The organism is Kordia antarctica, from assembly GCF_009901525.1.
Taxonomy (GTDB): domain Bacteria; phylum Bacteroidota; class Bacteroidia; order Flavobacteriales; family Flavobacteriaceae; genus Kordia; species Kordia antarctica.
In genome coordinates this window covers 3,907,771-3,932,003 of the sequence record NZ_CP019288.1, presented here as the reverse complement: position 1 = coordinate 3,932,003, position 24,233 = coordinate 3,907,771, and the positions used below count along the sequence as shown (strand labels likewise).

The following is a 24,233-nucleotide window of genomic DNA, read 5'->3' as shown; positions in this document are numbered from 1 at the left end:
TTTAGTTTTAGTTAGTTGAATATGTTATTTATAACTTCTTTGTTTTAATTCAATATCCTTGAATTCTAATTCTTCTTTGTGCAATACTGCATCACTAGGTTCTCCTTTGTATTCCCAAGCAGATACATACGCAAAGTCTTTATCGTTACGTTTTGCTTCTCCTTTTTGTTCTCCATCTAGTTCTACGGATTCTTCTCTGAAGTGACCTCCACAAGATTCTTCTCTTTGTAAAGCATCTTTAGCAAATAATTCTCCTAATTCTAAGAAATCTGCTACACGACCAGCTTTTGCTAATTCTTCGTTGTATTCTTCGTTTGTTCCAGGAACTTTCACTTCTTTCCAGAATTGCTCACGAAGTGCTTTTATTTCAGCAATAGCTTCTGTTAATCCTTGTGCATTACGAGACATTCCAACTTTATTCCACATGATTTTCCCTAATTTCTTATGGAAATAATCTACAGAATGTTTTCCTTCATTGGTAACAAAAAAGTTTAGTTTCTCTTTTACTTCTTTTTCAGCTTCTTCAAATTCTTTTGAATCTGTTGAAATTGTTCCTGTACGAATATCATCGGATAAATAATCACCAATTGTATATGGCAATACGAAATATCCATCTGCCAAACCTTGCATTAAAGCAGAAGCTCCTAATCGGTTTGCACCGTGATCGGAGAAGTTTGCTTCACCAATACAATATAAACCAGGAACGGTTGTCATTAGGTTATAATCCACCCAAATTCCACCCATTGTATAGTGAACCGCTGGATAAATCATCATTGGTGTATTGTATGGATCTTGATCTACGATCTTCTCATACATTTGGAATAAGTTTCCGTATTTATTTTTTACGACTTCTTGTCCTAATTTTTTAACTAAAGCTGCATCATTTTCATCCAATCCTTTTACATGCGCAGTTTCTTTTCCGTAGCGTTGTATTGCGGAAGCAAAATCTAAAAATACTGCTTCACCAGTTGCATTAACTCCGTAACCAGCATCGCAACGTTCTTTTGCTGCACGAGATGCTACATCACGAGGAACTAAGTTTCCAAAGGCTGGATAACGACGTTCTAGGTAATAATCTCTATCTGCTTCTGCTAAATCTTTAGGTTTTAAAGTTCCTGCTTTTATAGCTTCCACATCTTTCATGTGTTTTGGAACCCAAATACGTCCATCATTCCGTAAAGACTCAGACATCAATGTTAATTTAGATTGATGATCTCCCGAAACAGGAATACATGTTGGGTGAATTTGTGTGTAACAAGGATTTGCAAAGTATGCGCCACGTTTGTGTGCTTTCCAAGCTGCTGTTACATTACTTCCCATTGCGTTTGTGGATAAGAAGAATACGTTACCATAACCACCAGTTCCAAGAACTACAGCATGTGCCGAATGACGTTCAACTTCTCCAGTAATAAGGTTACGTGTTATAATTCCACGCGCTTTTCCATCAACCTTAACAACGTCTAACATTTCATGACGATTGTACATTTTGATTTTACCACGACCAATTTGACGGTTCATAGCAGAATACGCTCCAAGTAATAATTGTTGTCCTGTTTGTCCTGCGGCATAAAATGTTCTGGATACCAAAACGCCACCAAACGAACGGTTATCTAACAAGCCTCCATAATCACGTGCAAAAGGAACTCCTTGTGCTACACATTGGTCAATGATGTTTGCAGAAACCTCAGCCAAACGATATACATTAGCTTCTCGCGAACGATAATCGCCACCTTTTACGGTATCATAAAATAATCTATATGTTGAATCTCCGTCTCCTTGATAATTTTTTGCAGCGTTGATTCCTCCTTGTGCTGCAATTGAGTGCGCACGACGCGGAGAATCTTGAAAACAGAATGCTTTTACATTATATCCAAGCTCTGCTAAAGTAGCTGCTGCAGAACCACCTGCCAATCCAGTTCCAACAACGATAATATCAATATTACGTTTGTTTGCTGGGTTTACTAAGTCAATGTGATTTTTATAATTAGTCCATTTGTCTGCAATTGGACCTTTTGGTGTTTTAGAATCTAAAGCCATAGTTCTGATATTTTTTAGTGAGTTCCAGTGAAGTGATGAAATAATGCAATAAAGATGAATCCTGCCGGAATTCCGATTGCATATACTTTACTAACTCCTTTTAATGCTTTGGTATATTTGTTATTTGCTCCAACTGATTGAAATGCTGAACCAAATCCGTGTAATAAGTGTAATGCTAAGAATATAAATCCAACACAGTATAAAGCAACTCTCCAAATTGGTTCAAATTTATGAACTAATTCTTCATGATATCTAAATCCGCTATCTGCAACATCTGGATTGATTAATCCTGACATGTCGCCTTTAATAAATTTGACATTCAATTCTGGAATCCAAAAATCTATAAAGTGAATGACCAAGAATACAAGGATAAAACCTCCACTCCAAATCATGTTTCTACTTGTCCAAGAAGAATTTGCGCTTCCGTTGTTTTTCGCATAACTCACTTCTCGTGCGTTTCTATTTTTGATTTCTAACACAAAACCCATCACAAAGTGAAAAATTACACCCAAAATTAAAACGGGTTGCAACAAGTATTGTACTGCCCAAAATGTTCCCATAAAGTGTGACGCTTCATTGAAAGCGCTTGGACTAAATACAGAAAGAATATTGATTGCAAAGTGTTGTAAGATGAAAAACATTAGGAAGAGTGCTGAAAGTGCCATGGCAAACTTTCTTCCAATCGAAGAATTTAAAATTCCGCTCATTATAATTTTGATTAATTATTTGTCATACAAATATACAGCTACGTTAGAAGCTCTACAAATTTTAGGTATTCTTTTGAAGTATATTTAGAATCGATTTAATTAAAAATTGAATCTAGGATTAACAATAGAATTGTAGATTGATCCAAAGGAGTAACTGAAGCCAATGGAAACCCAATAGTTGTATCCTGATTGTAGTTGTTGTTGTTGAAGTAATAGCTCTTCAAGTGATACATCGCCACCTGGTAGATTGATTTGGTTTCTAGTAATTCTATAATTTCCGCCAATATTAACATTGAATCCTTTAAATACTCTAACATTAGCGCCCACATAAAAGCCTAGAGAATTTAGTGTCGTGTCATGCAAGTACTGATTAAAAGATACTTCTCCATTTATATTTCCCCATTCTTGACGAATACTTCCACCTAATAATAACGAATGCTCAAATACGAGTTCTTTGTCCTCGCCAAAAACAGAGCGTTCTATATAATCGTTAAAAACCAATCCATTTCGATACGATAGAATGAGTTGTTTTTTTGCAGATTGTTCATACTTAAAGAAATTATACTCTATTGCAGGTCGCAATCGCCAAAACAACTTATAATTTCGATAAGTTGAAGTTCCAATACTTCCAAAAATACCATAAGACCAGTGACTATTAATACTCAAAACATCACTTACATTTAATGATTTACTGTTGTTAACTGCTACAATATCAGACCCGTCAAAAGTAAAGGTCGATTTGTTTTCGCCAAAACTCGCTCTCAATGAAAATTTATTTTTCTCCGTGACTCTTTTGGCAGAAACATTGAAATTTAAATTGCTAGATTTATTGGTTTCTTCACCATTAAAATTACCATTTGCACCCAATCGAAATACCCAAAAGTTCCAAGCGTCTTTTTCAACAACTTCTGGTTCGTTTTCTGCGCTAGGAACCGTAACTGTTACACCAGCTAAGTTTCCATTTTCTATCCAATACCGAACAAGACCAATTTTTATATGTTTTAGAATTTCATTTCGGACGTTATCACTCGTCATGTCTGTATTAGTAGAAAATTTCAACTTATAGTTTATTTTTTCAAACTGATTTTTACCAATAAAATCAATTTCATATAAACGTCCACCACTTCCGTTTGCCTGTATTAAAAAGAATAAATGAACATCGCTAAGACCTTGATCTCTTACAAACTGAACATTGCTAAGATTTTGTTTAATGTATGTGTGATCGCATCTATTACAATCGAGAAAAATTTTGAGATTATCATTTAACTTTTCCTGCGAAACAGCAAGAGAAGAAATGAGCATTAGTGCAACTAATAATATAGACTTTGGCATAATGTAGTTTCGTTTAATTTGCAAATATAAATCATTGAATGAAATCCCTAGAAAGAACTTAATTTATTTCAAAAGACCTTAAAGGAAATGTAAACTTTATTTATTGGTAAAACTAAGTTCATCTCAGCTAACTACTGTGAAAAAAATGTAAAAGAAGTGTCAATCATTGTGAAAAATCAAGCAATTACAGTATTTTAATACAAGATGCGTTTTTAAACTAAGAAAGTTTACTTATTTTTAAGAATTATTACTTCAACCTGCACCAATGAATATTTATATTCTTTCCATCAACGCTCGAATTTATTCCACGAATAGACTCTATCACGAAGCCGCAAAAAAAGGACATCATGTCCGCATTATAGATCATACAAAATGTGCTGTAATTCTTGGTGATGAAGCCAAATCACAAATTTATGCAGGTCCCGAAAACATTACAAACGGCGTAGATGCTATTATTCCGCGTATTGGAACTTCCGTGACACAACATGGCGCGGCAATTGCGAAACAGTTTGAAATGAATGGCGCATTTACAACGGCAAAATCGGCAGGAATTATTCGTTCTCGAAACAAATTGCGCACGATGCAACTATTGGCTCAAAAGCGCATTCCGATTCCGAAAACGTTGTTTGCAAAAGATACTTCAAACATTAAACAACATATAGAATTGCTTGGTGGCGCGCCAATAATAATTAAACTACAAGAAGGAACGCAAGGATTGGGCGTGATGATTGCCGAAAGTGAAAAATCTGCAAAATCGATCATTGAATCGTTGTATACTATGAATGTGAATATTATTCTGCAAGAATTTATTGAAGAAGCCAACGGACAAGATATTCGCGTGTATATTGTTGGGAATAAAATTGTGGCTTCCATGATGCGAAGTAGTACAGATGAAGATTTTAGAAGCAATGTGCATCGCGGCGGAAAAACGGAATCGGTAACGCTGACAGGTTATGAAAAGAAGATTGCCCTTCAAACAGCAAAAGTACTTGATTTGCCTGTTTGCGGCGTAGATATTATTCGTTCCAAACGTGGACCTTTGGTGATTGAGGCCAATTCGTCTGCGGGATTAGAAGGAATTGAATCGCATACAAAAGTGAATATTGCTGGAGAAATTATTAAATACTTAGAAAAGAATGTTCGAAAATTCGGAAAATAAAATTATTACAATAAACGGAGAAACGGTAAAACCTGGCGAAGCGAAATGGATTAAAATTCCGATTGATCGCTTGCCAACAGGAACACTTATTGAAATCCCAATTTATGTTTGTAACGCTGAAAAACCAGGTCCGACGCTATTAGTGCAAGGTGGTTTGCATGGCGATGAAATAAATGGTGTGGAAATTATCAGAAGAATGTTATTTGAAGGCTGTTATAAAATAAAAAGTGGTGCTGTGATTGTGTTACCATTATTAAATGTTTTTGGATTTATTCATTTTTCACGACAAGTACCTGACGGAAAAGATGTAAATAGAAGTTTTCCTGGTGTAAATAGAGGTTCGCTTGCCACAAGAATTGCGTATCATGTAACGAATGAAATTTTGCCACAAATCGATTTTGGAATTGATTTACATACTGGTGGCTCGCAACGAAATAACCATCCGCAAATTCGTTTCACAGAAAAAATGCCTGAAAGTAAAAAGCTTGCCGAAATTTTTAATGCGCCAATTTATTTTGCAACTTCATTGATTGAGAAATCGTTTCGAGAAACAGCATTTAATATGAATATTCCGATTATTGTGTATGAAGGTGGCGAAAGTATGCGTTTTGACGAATACGCCATTAAAGAAGGTGTGCAAGGTATTTTGAATGTCATGAAATTTATGAAAATGATTGACAAAATTGATCCAATATTAATTGAACGAAAAGAAACACATTTACTCACTTCACATAGATGGTTGCGCGCACCAACCGCAGGAATGTTTGTCCCGCAAGTACTCAACGGATGCTCTATTAAAAAAGGCGATGTCTTAGGTTTGGTAACGAATCCGTTTGCTACGTATCACAAAGAAGTGAAAGCGCCATATGATGGTTTTGTGTTTTGCATTAATCACCAAGCGGTTGTGAATCAAGGGAATGCTTTGTTTCATATCGGTAAGTAACGAAGTTACTTACCGATGCTGAACTTGATTCAGTATCTTATTTTAGACTTCTTAGACGCGCTGCGCTTTTAGTATCGCTGTCGCTCTTAGTATTTTGGTAGAGGAATTTAGATACTTTCGTCATTGCGAGAACTTTTTTCAAGTTCGCGGCAATCTGTTTGTTGGGTAAACTGTTCGTAATTCCGTGCTTAACAAACAATCCATTTATTCTTTTGAAACGTCATTGCGAGAACTTTTTTCAAGTTCGCGGCAATCTGTTTGTTGGATGAACTGTTTGTCATGCCGAATTGGTTACTGAACTTATTGAAGTACAATATCTTATCATTTAATATCCAAACGAAGTCGAAATACGTCATGCTGAACTTGATTCAGCATCTCACTCACTGTTATGTGATCTTGAACTAAATTCAGAATGACGTTGTGTTGTTTTTTAGTCACGAATTTTTAGTATTTCCAATCTAACAATTCATTTTTCTCTGCTTCGGAATCGTTTTTTTCTAGTTCTTTTAATTTAGATAAACATTCATAATATTTTAAACTACGCCTAGAGTTAGAGTTTCCAATAACATCATTAACAAACTTAAAGTTTTCTTCTTTATTCAAAACATTTGATCTTTTATCGTCTAAAGTATATATATTACCTTCTCTTATTTTACAAATCGTAGAAATATATTCAGTAGAAAAATGTTTTCGTGTCAAGTTAGGGTAAACTTCATTTATCAACCTTAATATCACTGCCAAGTATATGTTATATGTAATAACTGTAAAAATATATCTGTTTGGATTTTGTGATTTATAAAGTTGTGCTGATTGATCTTCTGTGAATGAATTCAATTTATTTGTTTTTTTCACGTATTTACGATATACATCAGAAGCACCTTTTTTATAATCACTAGCTTTTGATATCATTATAACTATTGACTCTTTTGCAAAGGTTTTTTCGATTCTTTCTATTTTATGTTCTTCTTTGGATAAATAATTATAATGATCATGATCATGTATAAATTTTTTAAATTCAATTAAAAGCAATTTCAATATTGTATGCTCAAAACCTTTTCGATCCAATTCAAAATAGAGTAACAATACATTGTAAAAACGTTGGTTTTGTTCATCATGAAAGATTTTTATTAATATATCAATTCTACTCTCTTTAGCATCAATCCAAATAAACTTCGCAGCAAAATAATCTTGTAATGATTTATGTGCCCATTTATAATTATTCCCTTCTTTTTTAAACAATGGAACGGTTTTTAATAAGTCCTTTAAATAATCACTCGCTTTAAATTTTAAATCTGTGGTTTGCCTTTTCGCTTTTTCTATAAATTGAATGATACTATTTTTATCATATTCAATTTTATTAGCTTTTGACGTAAAAAAACCTATATATCTTAACACACGTTCAAAATCATCTGTATGCAATTTGCTGTATTTTTCTCTTTTCAGATAGCCTACTTTTGATAAATCATGTGCCTCAAATAGTGCGTCATAAACTTTTTGATAGAACTGAGTTTTCTTTACAGGAATATCCTTTTTATATTCATAGGATTTATACAACAAAGAAACCAAGAAAGGGTTACTAAGATATTCTTGTAATGAATCATCACTTTCTTCTAGCTGTTCGATCAAACTTTCTGCTATTTTATTGTGTCCATACGTATCATATTTTTCTAAAAGCTCATACGCTTCTTCATTCTTGAGTGGATTTACATGAAATTTTTGAAAATCGCCAAAGGAAGTCAACGAATCTTCAGGTCTTGATGTAATTAAGAAATAGTTGTCTCCAGCTTTTTCTATAAAACGATGTAATTCTTTTATGGTAAAATCTCTATCGTCCAACGCAATTTCATCATAGCCATCAAACAGAAATATAAAATTACCTTCATTTATTAATTTTAACAGTATGTCTTGACTTAGTTTTTTTCCAATAGGAGACATTTGGTTTTGTATTTCCTTTAAAATACTATTCTTCTTTTTTATTTGACTTAATTCAATTAATACAGGAATTCCTGCTTTTTGCTCAATAATAGACTGAAACAGCTTTTTCGTAATAGTAGATTTTCCCATTCCTGCGGTATCTTCTATGATAACTCTCGCATAATTAGGTAATAATTCTTTTGGATAACTATCAATTTTTATTGCAATGTTTTCCCCAATAACTCCTTCCCAACAACTTATAGTCAATGGTTGGTATAATATTTCTAATGCTGTTTGCATGTTTGGAAACACCAATGTATCAATAGTCAAAAACTTAGTGTAACGTTGTGTTAAGTATAAATTTAATTGTTCTTCAACACTTTCTTTCTTAACACTTATTTTAGGGTTTTTTTTGAATACAGCTTGTATTTTAGGTAATACCAAATCTTTTACAATAGGATATACTAAGTTAGCAATAAGTAATTCTTGGGAAGTGTCCATGTTTTTTATCGTTTTCTACAACTCTAAATTTAAGACAAAGATTACAACTATACAATGCGGTTTTCCGTAAAGGGTATTTTTTAGCTTCATATGTGAAGTTATACTTCGACTCCGCTTAGTGTAAAGTTTCGAATCTTTTACTCTACAATTAATTATAAACGTCCCTGCGAGAACTTTTTTCAAGTTCGCGGTTAGCTGTTTGTTTAATGAACTAAGTAAATTCAACAAATGAAAATAAAACCAATCACTCCACACGAAAAACACCCTCCAAATTTGTAGCAATTTTTGGCGCATTTACAGGATCAACTTGAATGTCGCTTGTATCTTCTAATTTTATTTGATTGGTTGCGTCAATAATGTTTTTTACAAATGCTTTTACGTTTATAGAAGCTGTATTTCCTGTGGCTACATTAATTGGGCTTGTAAGTGGAAGTGTTACAAATTTATAATTATCCAACGTCATTCCGTGACTTCCCACGTGAATGGCAAATGGACTTTCTGTTCCGCCTTGTGGCGTAAAAGTTCCTTCAAATTTGATGAATTTATAACCTGCTGCCCAATTCCATAACATGCCAGCTTCATCCGCTTGAGGCACAAAATTTAAAACGCCGCCATCTAACGGATATTTGGTTTGGTCAACGCCAATTCCGAACGAAATGTGTGTGTAATTTCCAAGAGGAATTCCTGTCAAATTTAGAGTTAAACTGCTTGCATCTTCTTCATTAATGATAAAATACGAATTGGCTGTTGGATATTCGAAAATGGTTCCGTTATCTTGAATCAACGCAATATTAGAAATGATATATTTCAATTCATTTGTCAAAATTGTCTCGTTGTTTTGATTGACGAATGTAGTTGTGCCTAAAATTAAATCTTGACTCGCTGAAATACGATTGTCAAATGTAATTGTAACCGCAGAAGTTTCTAATGCGTTTTCATCGCTTTTACACGATGAAGCAATTATCAATACTATGAGAGCGGATATAAATACTATATTTTTCATCGCTATTTTATTTTTATAAGTAACGCATCTTTAATGCCTTTATTCACGCTAATATCGCCGTCAGTACTTTGTGTATTTCCTGCAACGACTAATTTTTCGTCGTTCGTTTCTATGATTCCGTACGCAATATCGAGTTGTGAACCGCCAAAGTTTTTCTCCCAAAGTAAATTTCCATCTTCACTAATTTTAATCACCCAAAAATCATTTTGACCATAATTAGAATTTACATCAACGTTATTACTTTTGGCACTTCCAGCAATGGCAAATCCGCCAGCTTGTAAGTTTGTAATTGCTCTTGCCGATTCAAAATCGCTTCCTCCAAAAGTTCGTTCCCAAATTAGAGAACCATCTGTATCACTAACTTTTATTACCCAAAAATCAGCAGCACCTTTTAAGTTAGAAATATCGCCATCGGAACTTCTAGTATCGCCAACTACAACATAATTTCCGTCGGTAGTTTTGGCAATGTCATAACCAATTTCGATTCCTGTTCCGCCATAAGATTGTTGCCAAATCAAATCGCCCGTGTTGCTTATTTTCACAACCCAAAAATCATAACTTCCGTTGCTATTTGTAATGTCAAAATCATCACTTTCAGACGAACCAGCAATGATAAAGTTATTGTCATTTGTTTCTAAGGTTGCATACGATCTGTCATTATTTGTTCCGCCAAAATAGCGACTCCAGGTAATGTTTCCGCTTGCATCTAATTTGTGACACCAATATTCGCCAACGCCATGTTCTGGATTTGTAAAACTTACGTTAGAAGCATCTTGTCTTCCAAAACTTCCTTGTCCGCCAGAAGCAGTAATATCTAAAAATCCTGTGGTAAAATAACCGCCGTCACTCGTTTGAATAATGTCAAATGCTTGATCGCTTCCAGAGAAACCCAAACTTTTTTCCCATTGAATGTTTCCGCCAGCGTCCAATTTTACAATCCATTGATCGTAAAAACCGTTGTTGGAATTTACGTCTTCATCGCCACTTCTACTATATCCTGTAATGATAAATCCGCCATCGGTTGTCGTCTTTATTGCTTCGCCACGATCATCAGCAGTTCCGCCATACGTTTTGCTCCAAAGTACATTTCCGTCAGCATCCAATCGTGCAACCCAATAATCATTTTGTTCAGAAGTATGATCGGTAATATCGCCGTTAATGCTTTTGGTAAAACCAACAATTGCAAATCCGCCATCAGCAGTTTTGGTAATATCTTGCGCAGTATCTTCTTCCGAGCCGCCAAAGGTTTTCAGCCAATCGATTTCGCCTTGAAAACCTGTGATATTAGGATTTGGAGTTTCAGCAGAAGTTCCATCATCAGAGGAACAGCTAAAGAAAAAAGCCAGCAAAATCGTTAAAAATAGTATGAAATAAATGTTCTTTTTCATGATGAGTTAATCAGTACTTTTTCGAAGGATAAACAATCCTGAATTGATATCACTAACCACAATATTTCCACTTTCAAAGTATGGATATGCATTCCAAGCGCCGTTAAAAGTAGTTTCGTTATCTGTTGGGAATGTATCGAAAAACCCAATTTCTTGAATTTGATTTCCGTCAATATTTGAAATATCTAGCATGCGAACACCAGCCGTATAATTAGATAAGAAAAACGTGTTTCCTTTTGCGTAACCGTTGTGATCAATTGCTACTGTTGGACCTATGTAAGTCATTTTCACTGAAGGATTATCCAAATCTTGCAAATCAAATACAATACTTCGCGAGTTGAATCCTAAGTTTAATTCGTCCAATTCGTCGCCTACTATAAAATAACGTTGATCTTCCGTAAACCAACCTTGATGCGTATAACCGATATCTGCATACGCAATGGTTGCTATTTGAATTGGATTATTTTTGTCAGAAATGTCAATAATGACAACTTCATTGGTGTTACTTCCAAGTAAAATTTCTTTTCCAACATGTTCCGCATCTGGTCCATTATACGTCACCACTTGTGCATCGTGTGAATAGGCATCATCAGAATATCCGCCAGCCGCTATTGGATTTGTAGGATTTTGAATATTTACAAAATGTGGTCCACCATTAAAAGAAGTCGTAGAATCATCAAGAGTCATCGCGCCAACTGCATATGCAAATCCGCTTTGTTCATTGATCACAATATTATGCGCGCTTCCAAAACCATCATACCATGCATCCGCAGTAAATATTTCTGGAGCATTTACTACATTTCGCAAACGTGTTAAATCGAAAACTTGCATTCCATGTCCTGGCGCTTCACTTACAACAAATGCGTGATTGTTATATACTTTCACATCTCTCCACGAACTCGCAACGGTTGCTGTTGGTAAATTTCCTAAGTATATTGGATTTGTCGGATCTGTAATGTCTAGAAAACAAGTGTTTTCGTTCGTTCCGATGAGTGCATATTCTGTTCCTGTTTGCGGATCTGTCCAACCCCAAGAATCATTTCCTCTTGATGCGCCAAAAACACTTAACGGAATGTGTCCCATTAAATCATAACCATCACATGGATATTGTCCAGCAAAACCATTTTCACAAATAATTGCATCTGGAAACGCAATGGAATTTGGAATTGGCTCCGTTGGAATTGGTGCATGGTCATCATTCGCGCATGCGCTAAAAAAAGCAATCGCAACAGCTAAAGTTATGAAGTACCTATATTTTTTCATTTTCAAGATGGGATTTTTGGTTGCTATTGGAATTTAGTTCGCGTTAAATTGGCAAAATAGATTGATGTTAATTTCTTTTAGTCTTCAAAAAAAGAACTATTAATACGGTTAAAATATGTAGTAACTATGTTTGTGATTGACATAGGAACGAAATAGCGCGCTTTGATAAAGCGTAGGTTTCGTGCAATATGTGTCATTTTTTTGGCTAATTTTGCGTTTTCAAATAGTCGAGGCTAAAAACTATGACTAAAATACAATTTTAACTTAAATAAATACTACTGCAACATGTTAAAAGACAAAGGAGAACAGCGAACATCTTTAGCGAGTTTGGGAGAATTTGGATTGATTGACCATTTGACAGCAAACTTTAAGATTACACAAAGTTCTACAGTAAAAGGAATTGGAGATGATGCCGCAGTACTGGATTTTAAATCGAAAAAAGTAGTAGTTTCTACCGATTTGTTGATAGAAGGCGTTCATTTCGATTTGAGTTATATGCCACTTAAACACTTGGGCTACAAAGCAATTGTTGTGAATTTATCTGATATTTATGCAATGAATGCAACGGCTACACAAGTTACTGTTTCCATTGCAGTTTCCAATCGTTTTCCGTTAGAAGCGTTGGAAGAATTGTACGCAGGAATTCAGATGGCTTCTGAGGTTTATAAGGTTGATGTTGTTGGTGGCGATACTTCTTCTTCTACGAAAGGATTATTGATTAGCGTTACCGCGATTGGCGAAATTGAAGAAGAAAATATTACGTATAGAAATGGCGCAAAAGACAACGATTTGTTAGTAGTAACAGGCGATGTTGGTGGCGCATTTTTAGGATTGAAAGTATTACAACGTGAAAAATCTGTGTTTGAAGTGAATCCAAATAATCAGCCAGATTTGGACATGTATTCTTATATTATTGAACGTCAGTTAAAGCCTGAAGCTCGAAAAGATATTTCAAAATTACTCCATGATTTAGATGTAAAACCTACGTCTATGATTGATATTAGCGATGGCTTGTCTTCCGAAATTATGCACTTATGCAAACAATCGGAAGTTGGTTGTAATTTGTATGAAGATAAAATTCCGTTAGATCCGCAAGTGATTTCTACGTGTGAAGAATTTAAGCTAGATAGTACAATGGTTGCGTTAAGCGGCGGCGAAGATTATGAATTACTTTTTACGGTGAGTCAAGAAGATTTTCCAAAAATTAAAGCAAATCCAAACTTTACTATTATTGGTCACATGACCGAAGCGCGCGAAGGAATTCATTTGGTGACAAGAGCCAACACAAAGATTCCATTAAAAGCGCAAGGCTGGAATGCTATGGAAGAGGAACAACAGTAGTTTTCGGTTTTCAGTCTCAGTTTTCAGTGTGCGGTTTTCAGTTGAAAATGAATTCGCCTTAACGATGATAGAGAAATTTTGTGAATCAATTAAATTTTGACTTCAGAACTTCATTAATTTATATGTTATTTTCGTTTTCTTTGCTCGCACAAAGAAAAGAAACAAAAGAAAATGCGCTTTTCTGGCAGGTATTTTTAGTTTTCTCTTTGGAAAACTAAAACCGAAAAACTTTTGCTAAATTTTCTCCAAGGCTTCGAAAATTTTTAACGCAAAACCTTTTCTATACTTCAGAAAAGAAATGACTTCATAGAAAAAATGATCGTACTATTTTAATCTGAACACAGTAAATTCAAAATTTATAATTCCGAATTCATAATTAACTAAAAAGCGTGATGTTTCTTGTTGTGGAAAGTAACCAACGTTTCGTTGATTTCTTTTAATTGTGGTGTTAACGAAGTAATTTTCCCTTCATTATGATTAGTAGCTTCACAATTGCACAACATGCATTGATATTCATTTACGTGTGAAGTGATTTTTTTTGTAACTCGGTAGCGATGACCGAAAAAATTGCAGTATAACTTTCCAAGGGAAAAAGTAGTTTTTATGCTCATAGTATTCATAGCGGTTAAGTAGGTTAATTGATTTATTTGGGCACTCCGAATATACACAAATACTCCTATTTATCCGATTAAAAGCATTATTTTTTAGACGAATGACGTGTTTTCTAAAGTTGAATGGTTTAGATCAAAATTGATTCTTTCACATAAAATTTTAAATTCTTTAAAGTGTAAAATGTATTTTCTTACCTTTTAAATTTTCAAGAATAACCTAAGTGAGTTCAAAAGTTCAGCTTCGTTTTCAATATGACTCATATGTCCATCAGGAAACACATGAACCTCAACTTCTGAGTTTTGTGTTTGCGCTATTAATTCTTCGTAGACTAAAATTGGATCACGCTTTCCAATAATCATCATTTTTTTATAGGGTGAAAAATGAAGCAATACTTCCCGATCTTCTCGTATTTTCATACCTTCCAAAGCAGCTACAATTCCTTGTAAAGAAATTGTTAATGCTTCTTTTTTGACTTCTTTGATGCTTTCAGCGAAGATTTTACGATTTTTCGGTCTGAATAAATTCGAAATTGCCAAACGGATAAATTGTTTGTGATTGTATTTTACAGCTTTTATTGCGCGATCACGATTTATTTTTCGTTGCGTACTATCTGCTCTTGCTGTGGAATTTATTAAACACAACCCTTTTACATAATCCGGGTACATTTCGGCGAAAGCCAACGCAACATAACCGCCCATAGAATGTCCTGCAATATGAATTTTGCGCAAATTGAGTTCCTTCAACACAGAAAAAACAGTTTCTGCCATCTCTTCCATCGTGTGAATGTAACCCAAACATGGCGTTTTTCCATGACCTAACAAATCTATCGTAATGATTTTGTGGGTTTTAGAGAGATTTTTTACGTATGATTTCCACATGGAACTTGTCTCCAAAAAACCGTGTAATAATACCAACGCATTTCCTTTTCCCGAAACCGTATAGGCGATTTCTATATTTTTACAGGTCACAAACTGTTGCATCTCGCAAAAATATGTATCTTTCATTGGTTAAAAAACAAGAAACCAAAAATGTTCACTTCTCCTTTCAAAAAACTTTCCAATGCTTCCGAAAAGAGGCTTTTATTAATAGCCTTTTTAATCTTTCTGTTGGCAGCAAGTTGCATGATTCATTTTGATACATTACTCAAAAATGATGTTGCGCCACTAGGAATTATTTCGTTTGAATTGGCATCCACGCTCGATTGTTCCACCAAAATTTTGAATTCTTGGCAAGCAACTGAAGGTGCAATGAATTCCGCAGCATGGAGTTTATGGTTCGATTATATTTTTATGTTTGCATATGGTTTTTTGTTATGTTTAATTATACATCGTACGGCGAGAATTGTGTGGAAACAGCCTGAAAATTTAGGTTATAGACTTGGAATTGTACTATTAAGAATGGTCATTTTCGCCGTTTTTTTAGACGCAGTTGAAAACTTTGCGCTGCTTCAACTTTTTTATGGCGATTTGCAATCTCATTGGTCAACATTAGCTTTTGCAACTGCTACCATAAAATTTATCAATATTATTTTCGGAATTCTATACGTGATTGTCAGTTTGATAATTGTTGGAATTAAAAAAACTTCACATGTCAAAAAATAAAGAACTTTTCATTACTTCTTTTGCGTTATTTTCTATGTTTTTCGGAGCAGGAAACTTACTATTACCGCCATTATTAGGCTATCAAGCAACCGATCAATGGTTTTGGGTTACGCTCGGATTTATGATTACAGCCGTTGTAGTTCCTATTTTTGGAATTTTGGCGCATGCGCGATTGCAAGGTTCTATGTTTGATTTCGGAAAGAAAGTTTCGCCGTTATTTAGCAGTATATTTTGCATTATTATTTATATCATTTCAGTAACAATTCCGTCACCGAGAACTGCCGCAGCAACACACGAAATTTCTATATTTCCCAACTTTGGCACAAATGCATTGTTGACAAGTAGTCTGTATTTTGCGTTGGTATTAGTTTTTGTGTTGAATAGATCTAAAATTTTAAACTTTCTTGGAAAATTCTTAACGCCTTTGATCGTTTTAATTTTATTGGCAATTATCGGAATCGGATTATTGATGCCGCATGAAGCGATAAAAGCTTCGGAATTTACAACGCCTTTATTCACAGGATTAGAAGTTGGTTATCAAACGTTTGACGCGATTGGCGCAATTGTAATTGGTGGCGTTATTATCATTTCGTTGAACTTAAAAGGAATTACTTCTTTCGAAGAAAAGAAAAAACTCATTGCAAAATCGGGTTGGATTGCAGGTTTTGGATTGTTCGTTATGTATGCAGGTTTAATATTGCTCGGTTCATATTTCAGTAGTGAAGTTGATATAGATTTAAGTTTGAGTAATGATATGAAACGCGCAAACTTACTTCGTGGAATTAGTTTGGCAACTTTAGGAAATATCGGAACTGCTTTTCTGAGTGTTTTAGTGGCTTTGGCGTGTTTTACGACTGCTGTCGGAATTACCACAGGAACAGCCGATTACTTTAAAGGATTATTTAACAATTCTAAAAATGCATATACAATTACGGCGATTATTGCATGTTTGATCGGAATTATAATTGGACAATTAGGCTTTCATTATATATATATGATTGCTGGTCCTGTGTTGAAATTCATTTATCCAATTGCGATTGTGTTGATCTTTTTAAACATTGCTCCAACAAAATACGCAACACCATTGGTTTTTAGAGCTGTAGTTTTGGTAACGTTTATCTTTGGGTTTTTAGATATGTTGGCGCATTTCTTCCCAACAAATAATTTATTAGTCGCTTTCCGCGAAACGATTTCGTTAGGAGGTATTTTAGATATGTTGACGCATTTCTTTCCTGAAAATCCTTATTTAATAGCTTTCCGCGAAACGATTTCGTTAGGAACAGCAGATTTCGGTTGGGTTTTACCTTCGTTTTTGACGTTTTTGGTTGTTGGTTTGGTTCAGAAAAATAAGCAAGCATGAACAAACTAATCATTGCAGGAAACGGATTTGATTTGGCACACGGATTGCCAACATCGTATAACAATTTCATGGATGCTTTTTGGCGTGATTTGAAGGATGATTTTGAAGATGAGTTGGTGAAAGAATTAGTCTATATACATCCACTAAATCAAGATCATTTTAGCAAAAGAGAAGTAACAAATTTTAAAGATTTTGAAAATAATATTCATAATTATTTAAAGCGAAATTTTCGTGTTTATGAATTAGATAAGTATTGTTTTTCTCAAAAAGGACGAGCTCAGAATTATGATAATCAAACGATTTTATTCAAATTCAAAAATCAATTTTTCAAAGAATTAAACAAAACACAATCCATTCAAAATTGGGTAGATGTAGAGAATGAATATTATCAAGCATTAAAAAACATCTGTAAAGATGAAAAACTACTAGCTCGTCATAAGAAAGAAGACGTTTTAAAACTTCACAGAGAGTTTGAACAAGTAAAGCAATTGTTAGAAAAATATCTGCAAAAGAATGTGGTTGAAGCTTATAATTGGTCAATCGAAGATAGTAATAGTTTATTGCGTATTTTGAAACCTTATGAAAGTTTAGATAGAATTTTGATGTTAGCCGAGGAATTTTCAATTGAAGAAGATATTACAGAAATTGAAAAACTTATGGAAGTTGATTCAAGATCACACACTCAATCAAGTTCAACAGAAACACAAATATTGAATTTCAACTATACACCTACTTTTAATGAGTACGTAAAATCTAGAAAGTTGACCAAATTTAATATTGATATAAATCACATTCACGGAGAACTCAATGAAAATATTGTATTCGGCTTCGGAGACGAAATGGATGAAGATTATAAGTTGATTGAAGATATGGACGATAACGAATATTTAAAATATTTTAAATCGTTTCAATATGTGCAAAACTCATATTATAAAGATGTTTTACGTTTTGTTGATTACGAAAAGTTTCAAGTTGTTATTATGGGACATTCTTGTGGTTTATCCGATAGAACATTACTAAACACTATTTTTGAGCATGAAAATTGTCGTTCTATTAAAGTGTTTTATCATCAAAAAGAAGACGGAAGTGATAATTACACCGAAATCATTCAAAATATTTCTAGGCATTTTAATGATAAAAAACTCATGCGAACTAAAATTGTTGAGAAAACGTTGTGTGAGCCGATGCCACAGATTCAGTTGCCGAAGCTTGTGAAATGATATTTGAAACTCGTCAATTCGAGTGCTTTGACTGAAAGGAAAAGTATATCGAGAATGCCTTTGAAATCAAATTGATTCTCGATACATTTTATCTTCATTTCATTTCGACTTCGCTCAATGTAACACATTTCGACTCCGCTCAATGTAACACATTTCGATAAAACACTCGAACCGACGCTTCGTAATTACAAAAACCCAAAAGCTAAAGGCAAGAAGCTAAAAACCAGCAACCAAAAACTAGCAACAAGCAACCAACTATCAATTCATCAACTCTTCAATTTCGTCTGCTTCAATCGGAATATTACGCATTAAATTAAATGGTTCGCCACTTTCTTGAATGACAACATCATCTTCCAATCGAATTCCGAAACCTTCTGCGGGAATGTAAATTCCTGGTTCTACGGTAAATACCATATTTGCTTGCATTGGTTCGGTCAAAATTCCGTAATCGTGTGTATCAAGTCCCATGTGATGCGAAGTTCCGTGCATGAAATATTTTTTATATGCTGGCCAATCTGGATCTTCATTCTTCACATCGGTTTTGTCAATCAATTTTAAACCGATCAATTCCGAAGTCATCAACTTTCCAACCTCAACATGATATTCAGCCCAATCCGTTCCTGGAACCAACATTTTTGTCGCTTCATTCTTCACACGATTTACCGCATTGTAGACTTCTTTTTGTCTTGGCGTAAACCTTCCCGAAACAGGAATCGTACGACTCATATCACTTTTATAATTGGCGTATTCGGCACCAACATCCATCAAAATCAAATCGCCCGCTTGGCATTCTTGATTGTTCTCAATATAATGCAACACATTTGCGTTATTTCCAGAAGCCACAATTGGCGTGTACGCAAATCCTTTGGAACGACTTCGTAAAAACTCGTGAATAAACTCAGCTTCAATCTCGTATTCCATTACGCCAGGCTTTACAAAACCTAAAATTCTGCGAAATCCTTTTTCGGTAATATTACATGCACGTTGTATTAAATTGATTTCCGTTTTATCTTTTACAGAACGCAAACGTTGTAAAATCGGATTGCTTTTCGCAACGCTGTGCGCAGGATATTTGGCTGTTAACCACTTTGTGAAACGATCTTCGCGGGTTTCTGTTTCTACGTTTGCACGATAATGCTCGTTGGTATTTATATAAACAGTATCAGATTGCGTCATGATTTCAAACATAATTTTTTCCAAATCTTTCAACCAATACACCGTTTTAATTCCTGATGAAGCCAACGCAGCTTCTTTGGTTAACTTCTCGCCTTCCCAAACGGCAATATGTTCATTGGTTTCTTTTAGGAATAAAATCTCGCGGTGTTTCTCTTTTGGACAATCGGGAAATAATACCAAAATACTTTCTTCCTGATCTACGCCACTGAGGTAAAATATATCTCTGTGCTGCTCAAAAGGCATTGTGCTATCTGCGCTAATTGGGTAAATATCATTCGAATTAAACACAGCCAAACTACTTGGTTTCATTTGCGCCATGAAATTCTTTCTATTCTTACTAAACAAATTGCGATCTATCGGTTGGTATTTCATATTCGTATTTTTAATTGAATTCTTTCAAAAATAATCAAACAAAAAAAGAATTACGTAGCCAAATGGCGGAATTTTTAATTTCAATGTATTCAATTTGATGATTTGAAGATGTGTCAATTTGAAAATGTGTCAGTTTGAGGATAAAATTCAATTTGATAATTGTTCAATACTGCTCAATAATAAACTTTTGAAATTATTTGAAACTCTTCCTGTTAGATACTACAAACGTCGCTTCGAGTGTCCTGAACTTGTTTCAGGATGTATCGAGAAGTATTTTGAAGCAATAAGGTGTTTTGTTTGATTGAAAAAAAGTTAATTTGAAAATGTGTCGATTTGAAGATTTGATAATGGTTCAATACTGCTCAATAATAAAATCTGTCAACATATCACAAATTGAACAGTATTCTAAAATTAATTCCGTTTCACAGTAGATTTCGATACTAAATTCTTTCAGAATTTCACTCAATCTGACGATTTGAAAATTATTTGAAATTCTTCTTGTTAGATACTACAACCGTCGCTTCGAGTGTCCTGAACTTGTTTCAGGATGTATCGAGAAGTACTTCGAAGCAATACCATTTTTTGTCACGAATACACAAATGTTTTTTTTGTTTTTCACTTATAATCTCTCGTCACCCTGAACTTGATTCAGGGTCTCATGAGCACACTCTTGGTCTTTAGTTATATGTGATTCTGAATCAAGTTCAGAATGACGCACTTTATAAAATTTTACACTGAGTACATTTCAGCGAAAGCGATAACACACAACATTTCACATTTTGTAATAGCGCAACGCATTTTCAAATTAAAACATCTTCAAATTTTCAAATCGAATACTTAGTACACAATCAATTTTCCTTTTTTAATTTTATCATTCGATCTGATATTGTATAAATATACACCAGCGCTTAAACTCCATTGTTGTGTCGGAATTGCTTTGTTTGTCTGTGTAAAAACTGTTCCGATTAGTTTTCCTTGAATGTTGTATAATGAAAATTTAATGGCTGAATTTTTTGTGCTTTTTAGAAAGACAGAAGCATTATTTTTTACAGGATTTGGGTAGAATGTTAGTGCTTCAGAAGCAACATCATTCACGCCAAGTGTAGTTCCTAAGTTAATATTATCTACATACAAAGCTTGTCCGTATGCGTTGATATTTCTGAACTTAACTTGTACATTTTCGTTTCCGATATATGAAGAAAGATCAATAGATTCTTGTCGCCATTGTGTTGCTGTTGGCACAAACTGACTTGTTGTATTTGGCGCTGTTGCTAAATTACTTCCAACTTTGTTATAAACCGAAGTCCACGTTGTCCCGCAATCATCAGAAATCAATATTTCTAATGCATCAGGATATGCTGCGGAATATAAAGCATATGCAACATCAAACGTTAATGTAGCGTCGCCAGCAGTTAAGTTTAACATATTTAATGGCGCAATAATATCACAATGCAATCCTACTTGCGAAGTCACATAATTATTTACAAACATAGAATTTGTACTTAGTCCAAAACCGCCAACGGTATTTTCGTATGCCCATGAAATGTTTCCTGTAGCTTCTTGCGTCCAACCATCAGGAACAAATGCAACTTCAAAATCTTCTTCCAATTCAGTATTTGTCAATGCTTCAACATTTACAGTAATCGTATCGCTATCCGAAATTCCTGCGGCGTTTGTAACGGTTAATGTTACCGTGTGAGTTCCCGTAGAAGTAAAATTCACTTCAGGATTTCTCATCGAAGAAGTCGCAATGTTTCCATTTTGAAATGTCCAAGCCCAAGTCGCCGAAGTATGATTTAACATAGAATAATCATCAAAATAAAATATATCTCCTGCGCATGTAGCGGTTAATTTATCCACCATAATTTTGGCAACAGGTCGTGTTGGAGTATCAAATAAATTGCTTTCCCAAATTCCTTTTCCGTAGGTTGCCAATCGTATTTTTCCGTCTCTGTAAAATGGACGTAAATCATTTGCGCCAACTGTTACTGGCAAATTGCTATTATCAAGTGTCCAAGAAGCCATCGTATTATTTTTATAATATACCGACATACTTGTTCCCACATAAACGCCGCCATCTGTTCCGCCAATTGTTGTCATTGCTTGGATGTGTTGTCCGTCTAATTCACTCGAAGTTTCATTTGTCCAAGAAGTTCCACTATTAATACTTTTAAACATTTTATTACCATTGTCGCCTCGCGGAAACGCTAACCAAATAGTTTCGTCATTTTCAGGATCCAAACTTATCAACGCAAGTGTTGTCGCTACATTTGGAAGTGTGATTGTTGTATTGGTTGCCCAATTATCCGTAGTTTTCACTAAATAAGGAGTTCCCGAATTTGGTCGAACTACAATATACATCGTATCTGTATTTCTACGAGAAATTTCAATTCCCAATACCGTACTATTTGCTACAGCTGTATAGATTGCTGAGTAACTTGCGCCGCTATCCACACTTTTAAATAGTTGATTGGAGTTTCCTAAATACACATGATTGTAACAGCTTGGATGAAATTCCATTTCGGACGATTGTGCAAACCAAGGTTCTTCCGTTGGCGCTAATCCCATGGAAGCATTCATAACAGCTCCACTTAATGTATTTGGAATAAACTTCCCTCCAATATTTGTTGAGTAAATTTGTGTTGTTCCAGGATTTACATAACCCGAAGCAGGTTCGCCGCCACCTAAATCTAAGAAAGTTCCGAAAGGAAAACCTTCTGCGTAGACATCTACTCCATTATGAAACGTTCCGCCAACTAATAAATCACGATTCCAGCCAGAGCCAAACCCCCAAAAATCAGTTCCATGAACGCCATTCATTTTAAATTCGGGTTGTGAACTGAACATATCACTCGACTTAAAAATTCCGCCATCCGTAGTTGCCCAATATTCATTTCCGTATGCTCTAAAATCTTGCATATCTACGTGCATTGGATTGTAACTTCCGCAACCATAATTGTAAACACACGTAAACGTTTGTCCGCCATCGGTAGATTTCCACATGCCAATTCCGCCAACCAAAATTTCATCTGCATTAGCGTTCGAACCCATAATTGCACAATTGTAAAATCCTTGGTTAAAGCCAGCGCCACCAAAATCAGAATTTAATATATTTGGGTGTGTTGCAGTATATGGCGCGCCATCATACCCCATAGTATTTGTCCATGAAACTCCTGCATTATCACTTCTGTAAACTCCTATAAATCCGTTATCGCCAGCTTTCGAATCTCCAATTAAAAAAGCATATACTTTTAACGGATCTGCGTCACTAACGGCAATTCGTGCGCCAACAACACTTCTATTTGCATCCGAAGAAGCATACCAGCCTACATTTTGTATAATCCACGTACTTCCACCATTGGTAGATTTTAAAAACTGATGTGTATTTGTAGAAGTATTACGTCGTACAGTATATAATGTGTTTGGATTTCCAGGTTGTGCTTTGATATCAAAACTCTCGTTTGTTAATACTTTAACCCAAGAAGTTCCGCCATTTGTAGTTCTATGAACACCTGCTTTTCCTGCCAATAGAATAGTTTCTGGAGTAGTTGGATTAATATATATTTCCGCCGGATTATCAATATATCCAAACAACGCAATATTACTATCAAAAACTACTGTCCAAGACGTTCCGCCATTTGTAGTTTTGAAAACTTCGCTTCCTGCGCCTGCATATACAATATCAGGATTTGTAGGATGTACTGCAATTGCGCTGATTCCTCCATTTGCAATTACGGCTTGTGGTGCAAGTGTTGTTACTAAAGTTTTAGAAGCATTTGTCCATGTATCGCCGCCATTTATTGTCTTATAAACTTCGCCCGATTCTGTTCCGCAATACAACGTATTTGGAACTGCCAAACATTTACTTATACTGTACACATTGGTTTGTGCGCCGCTCAAAACGGTTCCACCTTCTCGGTAACTTTCAAAAGGTCCAATTGGTGACCAATTCCCAATTTCTGGATTATTGGTTTGCGTATTTCTTAACGTTCGCATTGCTTCTCGCAATTGTTCTTTTTTTGTAGCATCGTAAAAACCATCTGCGTTTAGAAACGGATTGATTGCTCTGCGCCACCTTTTATAATATTGTGTATGAAATGATTTTACGTACGGATTCGTTTTGTAATAGGTAGCGTATAAATTATCAATTGTATTTGCATTCGGGTTTTCCGCGTACATCAACTTTGCCCAATTTGGAGCTTCTTTGTATAATTGATTTGAAATACTTGGATTTGGAGATTGTGAATATCCAACGATTGCAAAAAGCAATACGATTAGAAATAGTAATTTTTTCATAACGTATA

At 34.8% G+C, this 24,233-nt stretch carries 16 protein-coding genes; 6 read left to right on the top strand and 10 right to left on the bottom strand.

The features are described 5' to 3' along the window. Positions 1–24: 24 nt before the first annotated feature. From IMCC3317_RS16300 to IMCC3317_RS16290, 3 genes are all read right to left on the bottom strand, one after another. Positions 25–2,037: a fumarate reductase/succinate dehydrogenase flavoprotein subunit gene (locus IMCC3317_RS16300; protein ID WP_160130554.1), complete on the bottom strand. Its 2,013-nt coding sequence runs from the start codon at positions 2,035–2,037 to the stop codon at positions 25–27. A 14-nt stretch (positions 2,038–2,051) separates the two neighbouring features. Further along, positions 2,052–2,744: a succinate dehydrogenase cytochrome b subunit gene (locus IMCC3317_RS16295; RefSeq protein ID WP_160130553.1), complete on the bottom strand. Its 693-nt coding sequence runs from the start codon at positions 2,742–2,744 to the stop codon at positions 2,052–2,054. Between the two features lie 99 nt (positions 2,745–2,843). After that, on the bottom strand, positions 2,844–4,076 hold the full coding sequence (locus IMCC3317_RS16290) for a hypothetical protein (protein WP_160130552.1): 1,233 nt from the start codon (positions 4,074–4,076) through the stop codon (positions 2,844–2,846). 265 nt (positions 4,077–4,341) lie between these two features. On the opposite strand from IMCC3317_RS16290, the gene IMCC3317_RS16285 reads away from it, so the two are divergent. Both IMCC3317_RS16285 and IMCC3317_RS16280 read left to right on the top strand, forming a co-directional pair. Then, complete coding sequence (locus tag IMCC3317_RS16285; RefSeq protein ID WP_160130551.1) at positions 4,342–5,235, top strand: RimK family alpha-L-glutamate ligase; 894 nt, start codon at positions 4,342–4,344, stop codon at positions 5,233–5,235. Further along, a complete protein-coding gene (locus IMCC3317_RS16280) occupies positions 5,213–6,178 on the top strand; it encodes a succinylglutamate desuccinylase/aspartoacylase family protein (RefSeq protein WP_160130550.1) in 966 nt (321 codons plus the stop codon). The genes IMCC3317_RS16285 and IMCC3317_RS16280 overlap by 23 nt, the downstream gene beginning before the upstream one ends. A gap of 444 nt (positions 6,179–6,622) precedes the next feature. On the opposite strand, the gene IMCC3317_RS16275 is transcribed toward IMCC3317_RS16280, so the two are convergent. From IMCC3317_RS16275 to IMCC3317_RS16260, 4 genes are all read right to left on the bottom strand, one after another. Further along, positions 6,623–8,593 carry an NACHT domain-containing protein gene (locus IMCC3317_RS16275; protein WP_160130549.1) on the bottom strand — a complete coding sequence of 657 codons (1,971 nt, stop codon included), beginning with the start codon at positions 8,591–8,593 and terminating at the stop codon, positions 6,623–6,625. A gap of 244 nt (positions 8,594–8,837) precedes the next feature. Beyond that, complete coding sequence (locus IMCC3317_RS16270; protein WP_160130548.1) at positions 8,838–9,596, bottom strand: MbnP family protein; 759 nt, start codon at positions 9,594–9,596, stop codon at positions 8,838–8,840. A gap of 2 nt (positions 9,597–9,598) precedes the next feature. Continuing rightward, complete coding sequence (locus IMCC3317_RS16265) at positions 9,599–10,984, bottom strand: hypothetical protein (protein WP_160130547.1); 1,386 nt, start codon at positions 10,982–10,984, stop codon at positions 9,599–9,601. A gap of 6 nt (positions 10,985–10,990) precedes the next feature. Beyond that, positions 10,991–12,247, bottom strand: a complete 1,257-nt coding sequence (locus IMCC3317_RS16260; protein WP_160130546.1) for a choice-of-anchor B family protein — start codon at positions 12,245–12,247, stop codon at positions 10,991–10,993. A 285-nt stretch (positions 12,248–12,532) separates the two neighbouring features. On the opposite strand from IMCC3317_RS16260, the gene thiL reads away from it, so the two are divergent. Beyond that, the gene (gene thiL, locus IMCC3317_RS16255) at positions 12,533–13,588 is read left to right on the top strand and encodes a thiamine-phosphate kinase (RefSeq protein ID WP_160130545.1); all 1,056 of its coding nucleotides are present in this window, start codon (positions 12,533–12,535) and stop codon (positions 13,586–13,588) included. 809 nt (positions 13,589–14,397) lie between these two features. Here thiL and IMCC3317_RS16250 read toward each other — a convergent pair. Next, complete coding sequence (locus IMCC3317_RS16250) at positions 14,398–15,204, bottom strand: alpha/beta fold hydrolase (RefSeq protein WP_228054825.1); 807 nt, start codon at positions 15,202–15,204, stop codon at positions 14,398–14,400. 24 nt (positions 15,205–15,228) lie between these two features. On the opposite strand from IMCC3317_RS16250, the gene IMCC3317_RS16245 reads away from it, so the two are divergent. The 3 genes from IMCC3317_RS16245 to IMCC3317_RS16235 are packed head-to-tail and all read left to right on the top strand — an operon-like array spanning position 15,229 to position 18,381. Further along, a complete protein-coding gene (locus IMCC3317_RS16245; RefSeq protein WP_160130544.1) occupies positions 15,229–15,801 on the top strand; it encodes a hypothetical protein in 573 nt (190 codons plus the stop codon). Further along, complete coding sequence (locus IMCC3317_RS16240) at positions 15,788–17,161, top strand: branched-chain amino acid transport system II carrier protein (RefSeq protein WP_160130543.1); 1,374 nt, start codon at positions 15,788–15,790, stop codon at positions 17,159–17,161. The genes IMCC3317_RS16245 and IMCC3317_RS16240 overlap by 14 nt, the downstream gene beginning before the upstream one ends. Next, positions 17,158–18,381 carry an AbiH family protein gene (locus IMCC3317_RS16235; RefSeq protein ID WP_160130542.1) on the top strand — a complete coding sequence of 408 codons (1,224 nt, stop codon included), beginning with the start codon at positions 17,158–17,160 and terminating at the stop codon, positions 18,379–18,381. The genes IMCC3317_RS16240 and IMCC3317_RS16235 overlap by 4 nt, the downstream gene beginning before the upstream one ends. Positions 18,382–18,639: 258 nt before the next feature. Here the strand turns inward: IMCC3317_RS16235 and IMCC3317_RS16230 are convergent, their stop codons facing one another. Together IMCC3317_RS16230 and IMCC3317_RS16225 are read right to left on the bottom strand one after the other, a co-directional pair. After that, on the bottom strand, positions 18,640–19,929 hold the full coding sequence (locus tag IMCC3317_RS16230; RefSeq protein ID WP_160130541.1) for an aminopeptidase P family protein: 1,290 nt from the start codon (positions 19,927–19,929) through the stop codon (positions 18,640–18,642). 837 nt (positions 19,930–20,766) lie between these two features. Beyond that, positions 20,767–24,225 carry a T9SS type A sorting domain-containing protein gene (locus tag IMCC3317_RS16225; RefSeq protein ID WP_160130540.1) on the bottom strand — a complete coding sequence of 1,153 codons (3,459 nt, stop codon included), beginning with the start codon at positions 24,223–24,225 and terminating at the stop codon, positions 20,767–20,769. Between the last annotated feature and the right edge of the window lie 8 nt (positions 24,226–24,233).

Excerpts from the sequence above, each read along its gene's own strand:
- IMCC3317_RS16235 (WP_160130542.1), top strand. The coding sequence starts at position 17,158 with ATGAACAAACTAATCATTGCAGGAAACGGATTTGATTTGGCACACGGA.
- IMCC3317_RS16265 (WP_160130547.1), bottom strand. The coding sequence starts at position 10,984 with ATGAAAAAGAACATTTATTTCATACTATTTTTAACGATTTTGCTGGCT.
- IMCC3317_RS16230 (WP_160130541.1), bottom strand. The coding sequence starts at position 19,929 with ATGAAATACCAACCGATAGATCGCAATTTGTTTAGTAAGAATAGAAAG.
- IMCC3317_RS16295 (WP_160130553.1), bottom strand. The coding sequence starts at position 2,744 with ATGAGCGGAATTTTAAATTCTTCGATTGGAAGAAAGTTTGCCATGGCA.
- IMCC3317_RS16290 (WP_160130552.1), bottom strand. The coding sequence starts at position 4,076 with ATGCCAAAGTCTATATTATTAGTTGCACTAATGCTCATTTCTTCTCTT.
- IMCC3317_RS16270 (WP_160130548.1), bottom strand. The coding sequence starts at position 9,596 with ATGAAAAATATAGTATTTATATCCGCTCTCATAGTATTGATAATTGCT.
- IMCC3317_RS16250 (WP_228054825.1), bottom strand. The coding sequence starts at position 15,204 with ATGAAAGATACATATTTTTGCGAGATGCAACAGTTTGTGACCTGTAAA.
- IMCC3317_RS16225 (WP_160130540.1), bottom strand. The coding sequence starts at position 24,225 with ATGAAAAAATTACTATTTCTAATCGTATTGCTTTTTGCAATCGTTGGA.
- IMCC3317_RS16280 (WP_160130550.1), top strand. The coding sequence starts at position 5,213 with ATGTTCGAAAATTCGGAAAATAAAATTATTACAATAAACGGAGAAACG.
- IMCC3317_RS16260 (WP_160130546.1), bottom strand. The coding sequence starts at position 12,247 with ATGAAAAAATATAGGTACTTCATAACTTTAGCTGTTGCGATTGCTTTT.
- IMCC3317_RS16245 (WP_160130544.1), top strand. The coding sequence starts at position 15,229 with ATGTTCACTTCTCCTTTCAAAAAACTTTCCAATGCTTCCGAAAAGAGG.
- IMCC3317_RS16285 (WP_160130551.1), top strand. The coding sequence starts at position 4,342 with ATGAATATTTATATTCTTTCCATCAACGCTCGAATTTATTCCACGAAT.
- IMCC3317_RS16300 (WP_160130554.1), bottom strand. The coding sequence starts at position 2,037 with ATGGCTTTAGATTCTAAAACACCAAAAGGTCCAATTGCAGACAAATGG.
- thiL (WP_160130545.1), top strand. The coding sequence starts at position 12,533 with ATGTTAAAAGACAAAGGAGAACAGCGAACATCTTTAGCGAGTTTGGGA.
- IMCC3317_RS16240 (WP_160130543.1), top strand. The coding sequence starts at position 15,788 with ATGTCAAAAAATAAAGAACTTTTCATTACTTCTTTTGCGTTATTTTCT.
- IMCC3317_RS16275 (WP_160130549.1), bottom strand. The coding sequence starts at position 8,593 with ATGGACACTTCCCAAGAATTACTTATTGCTAACTTAGTATATCCTATT.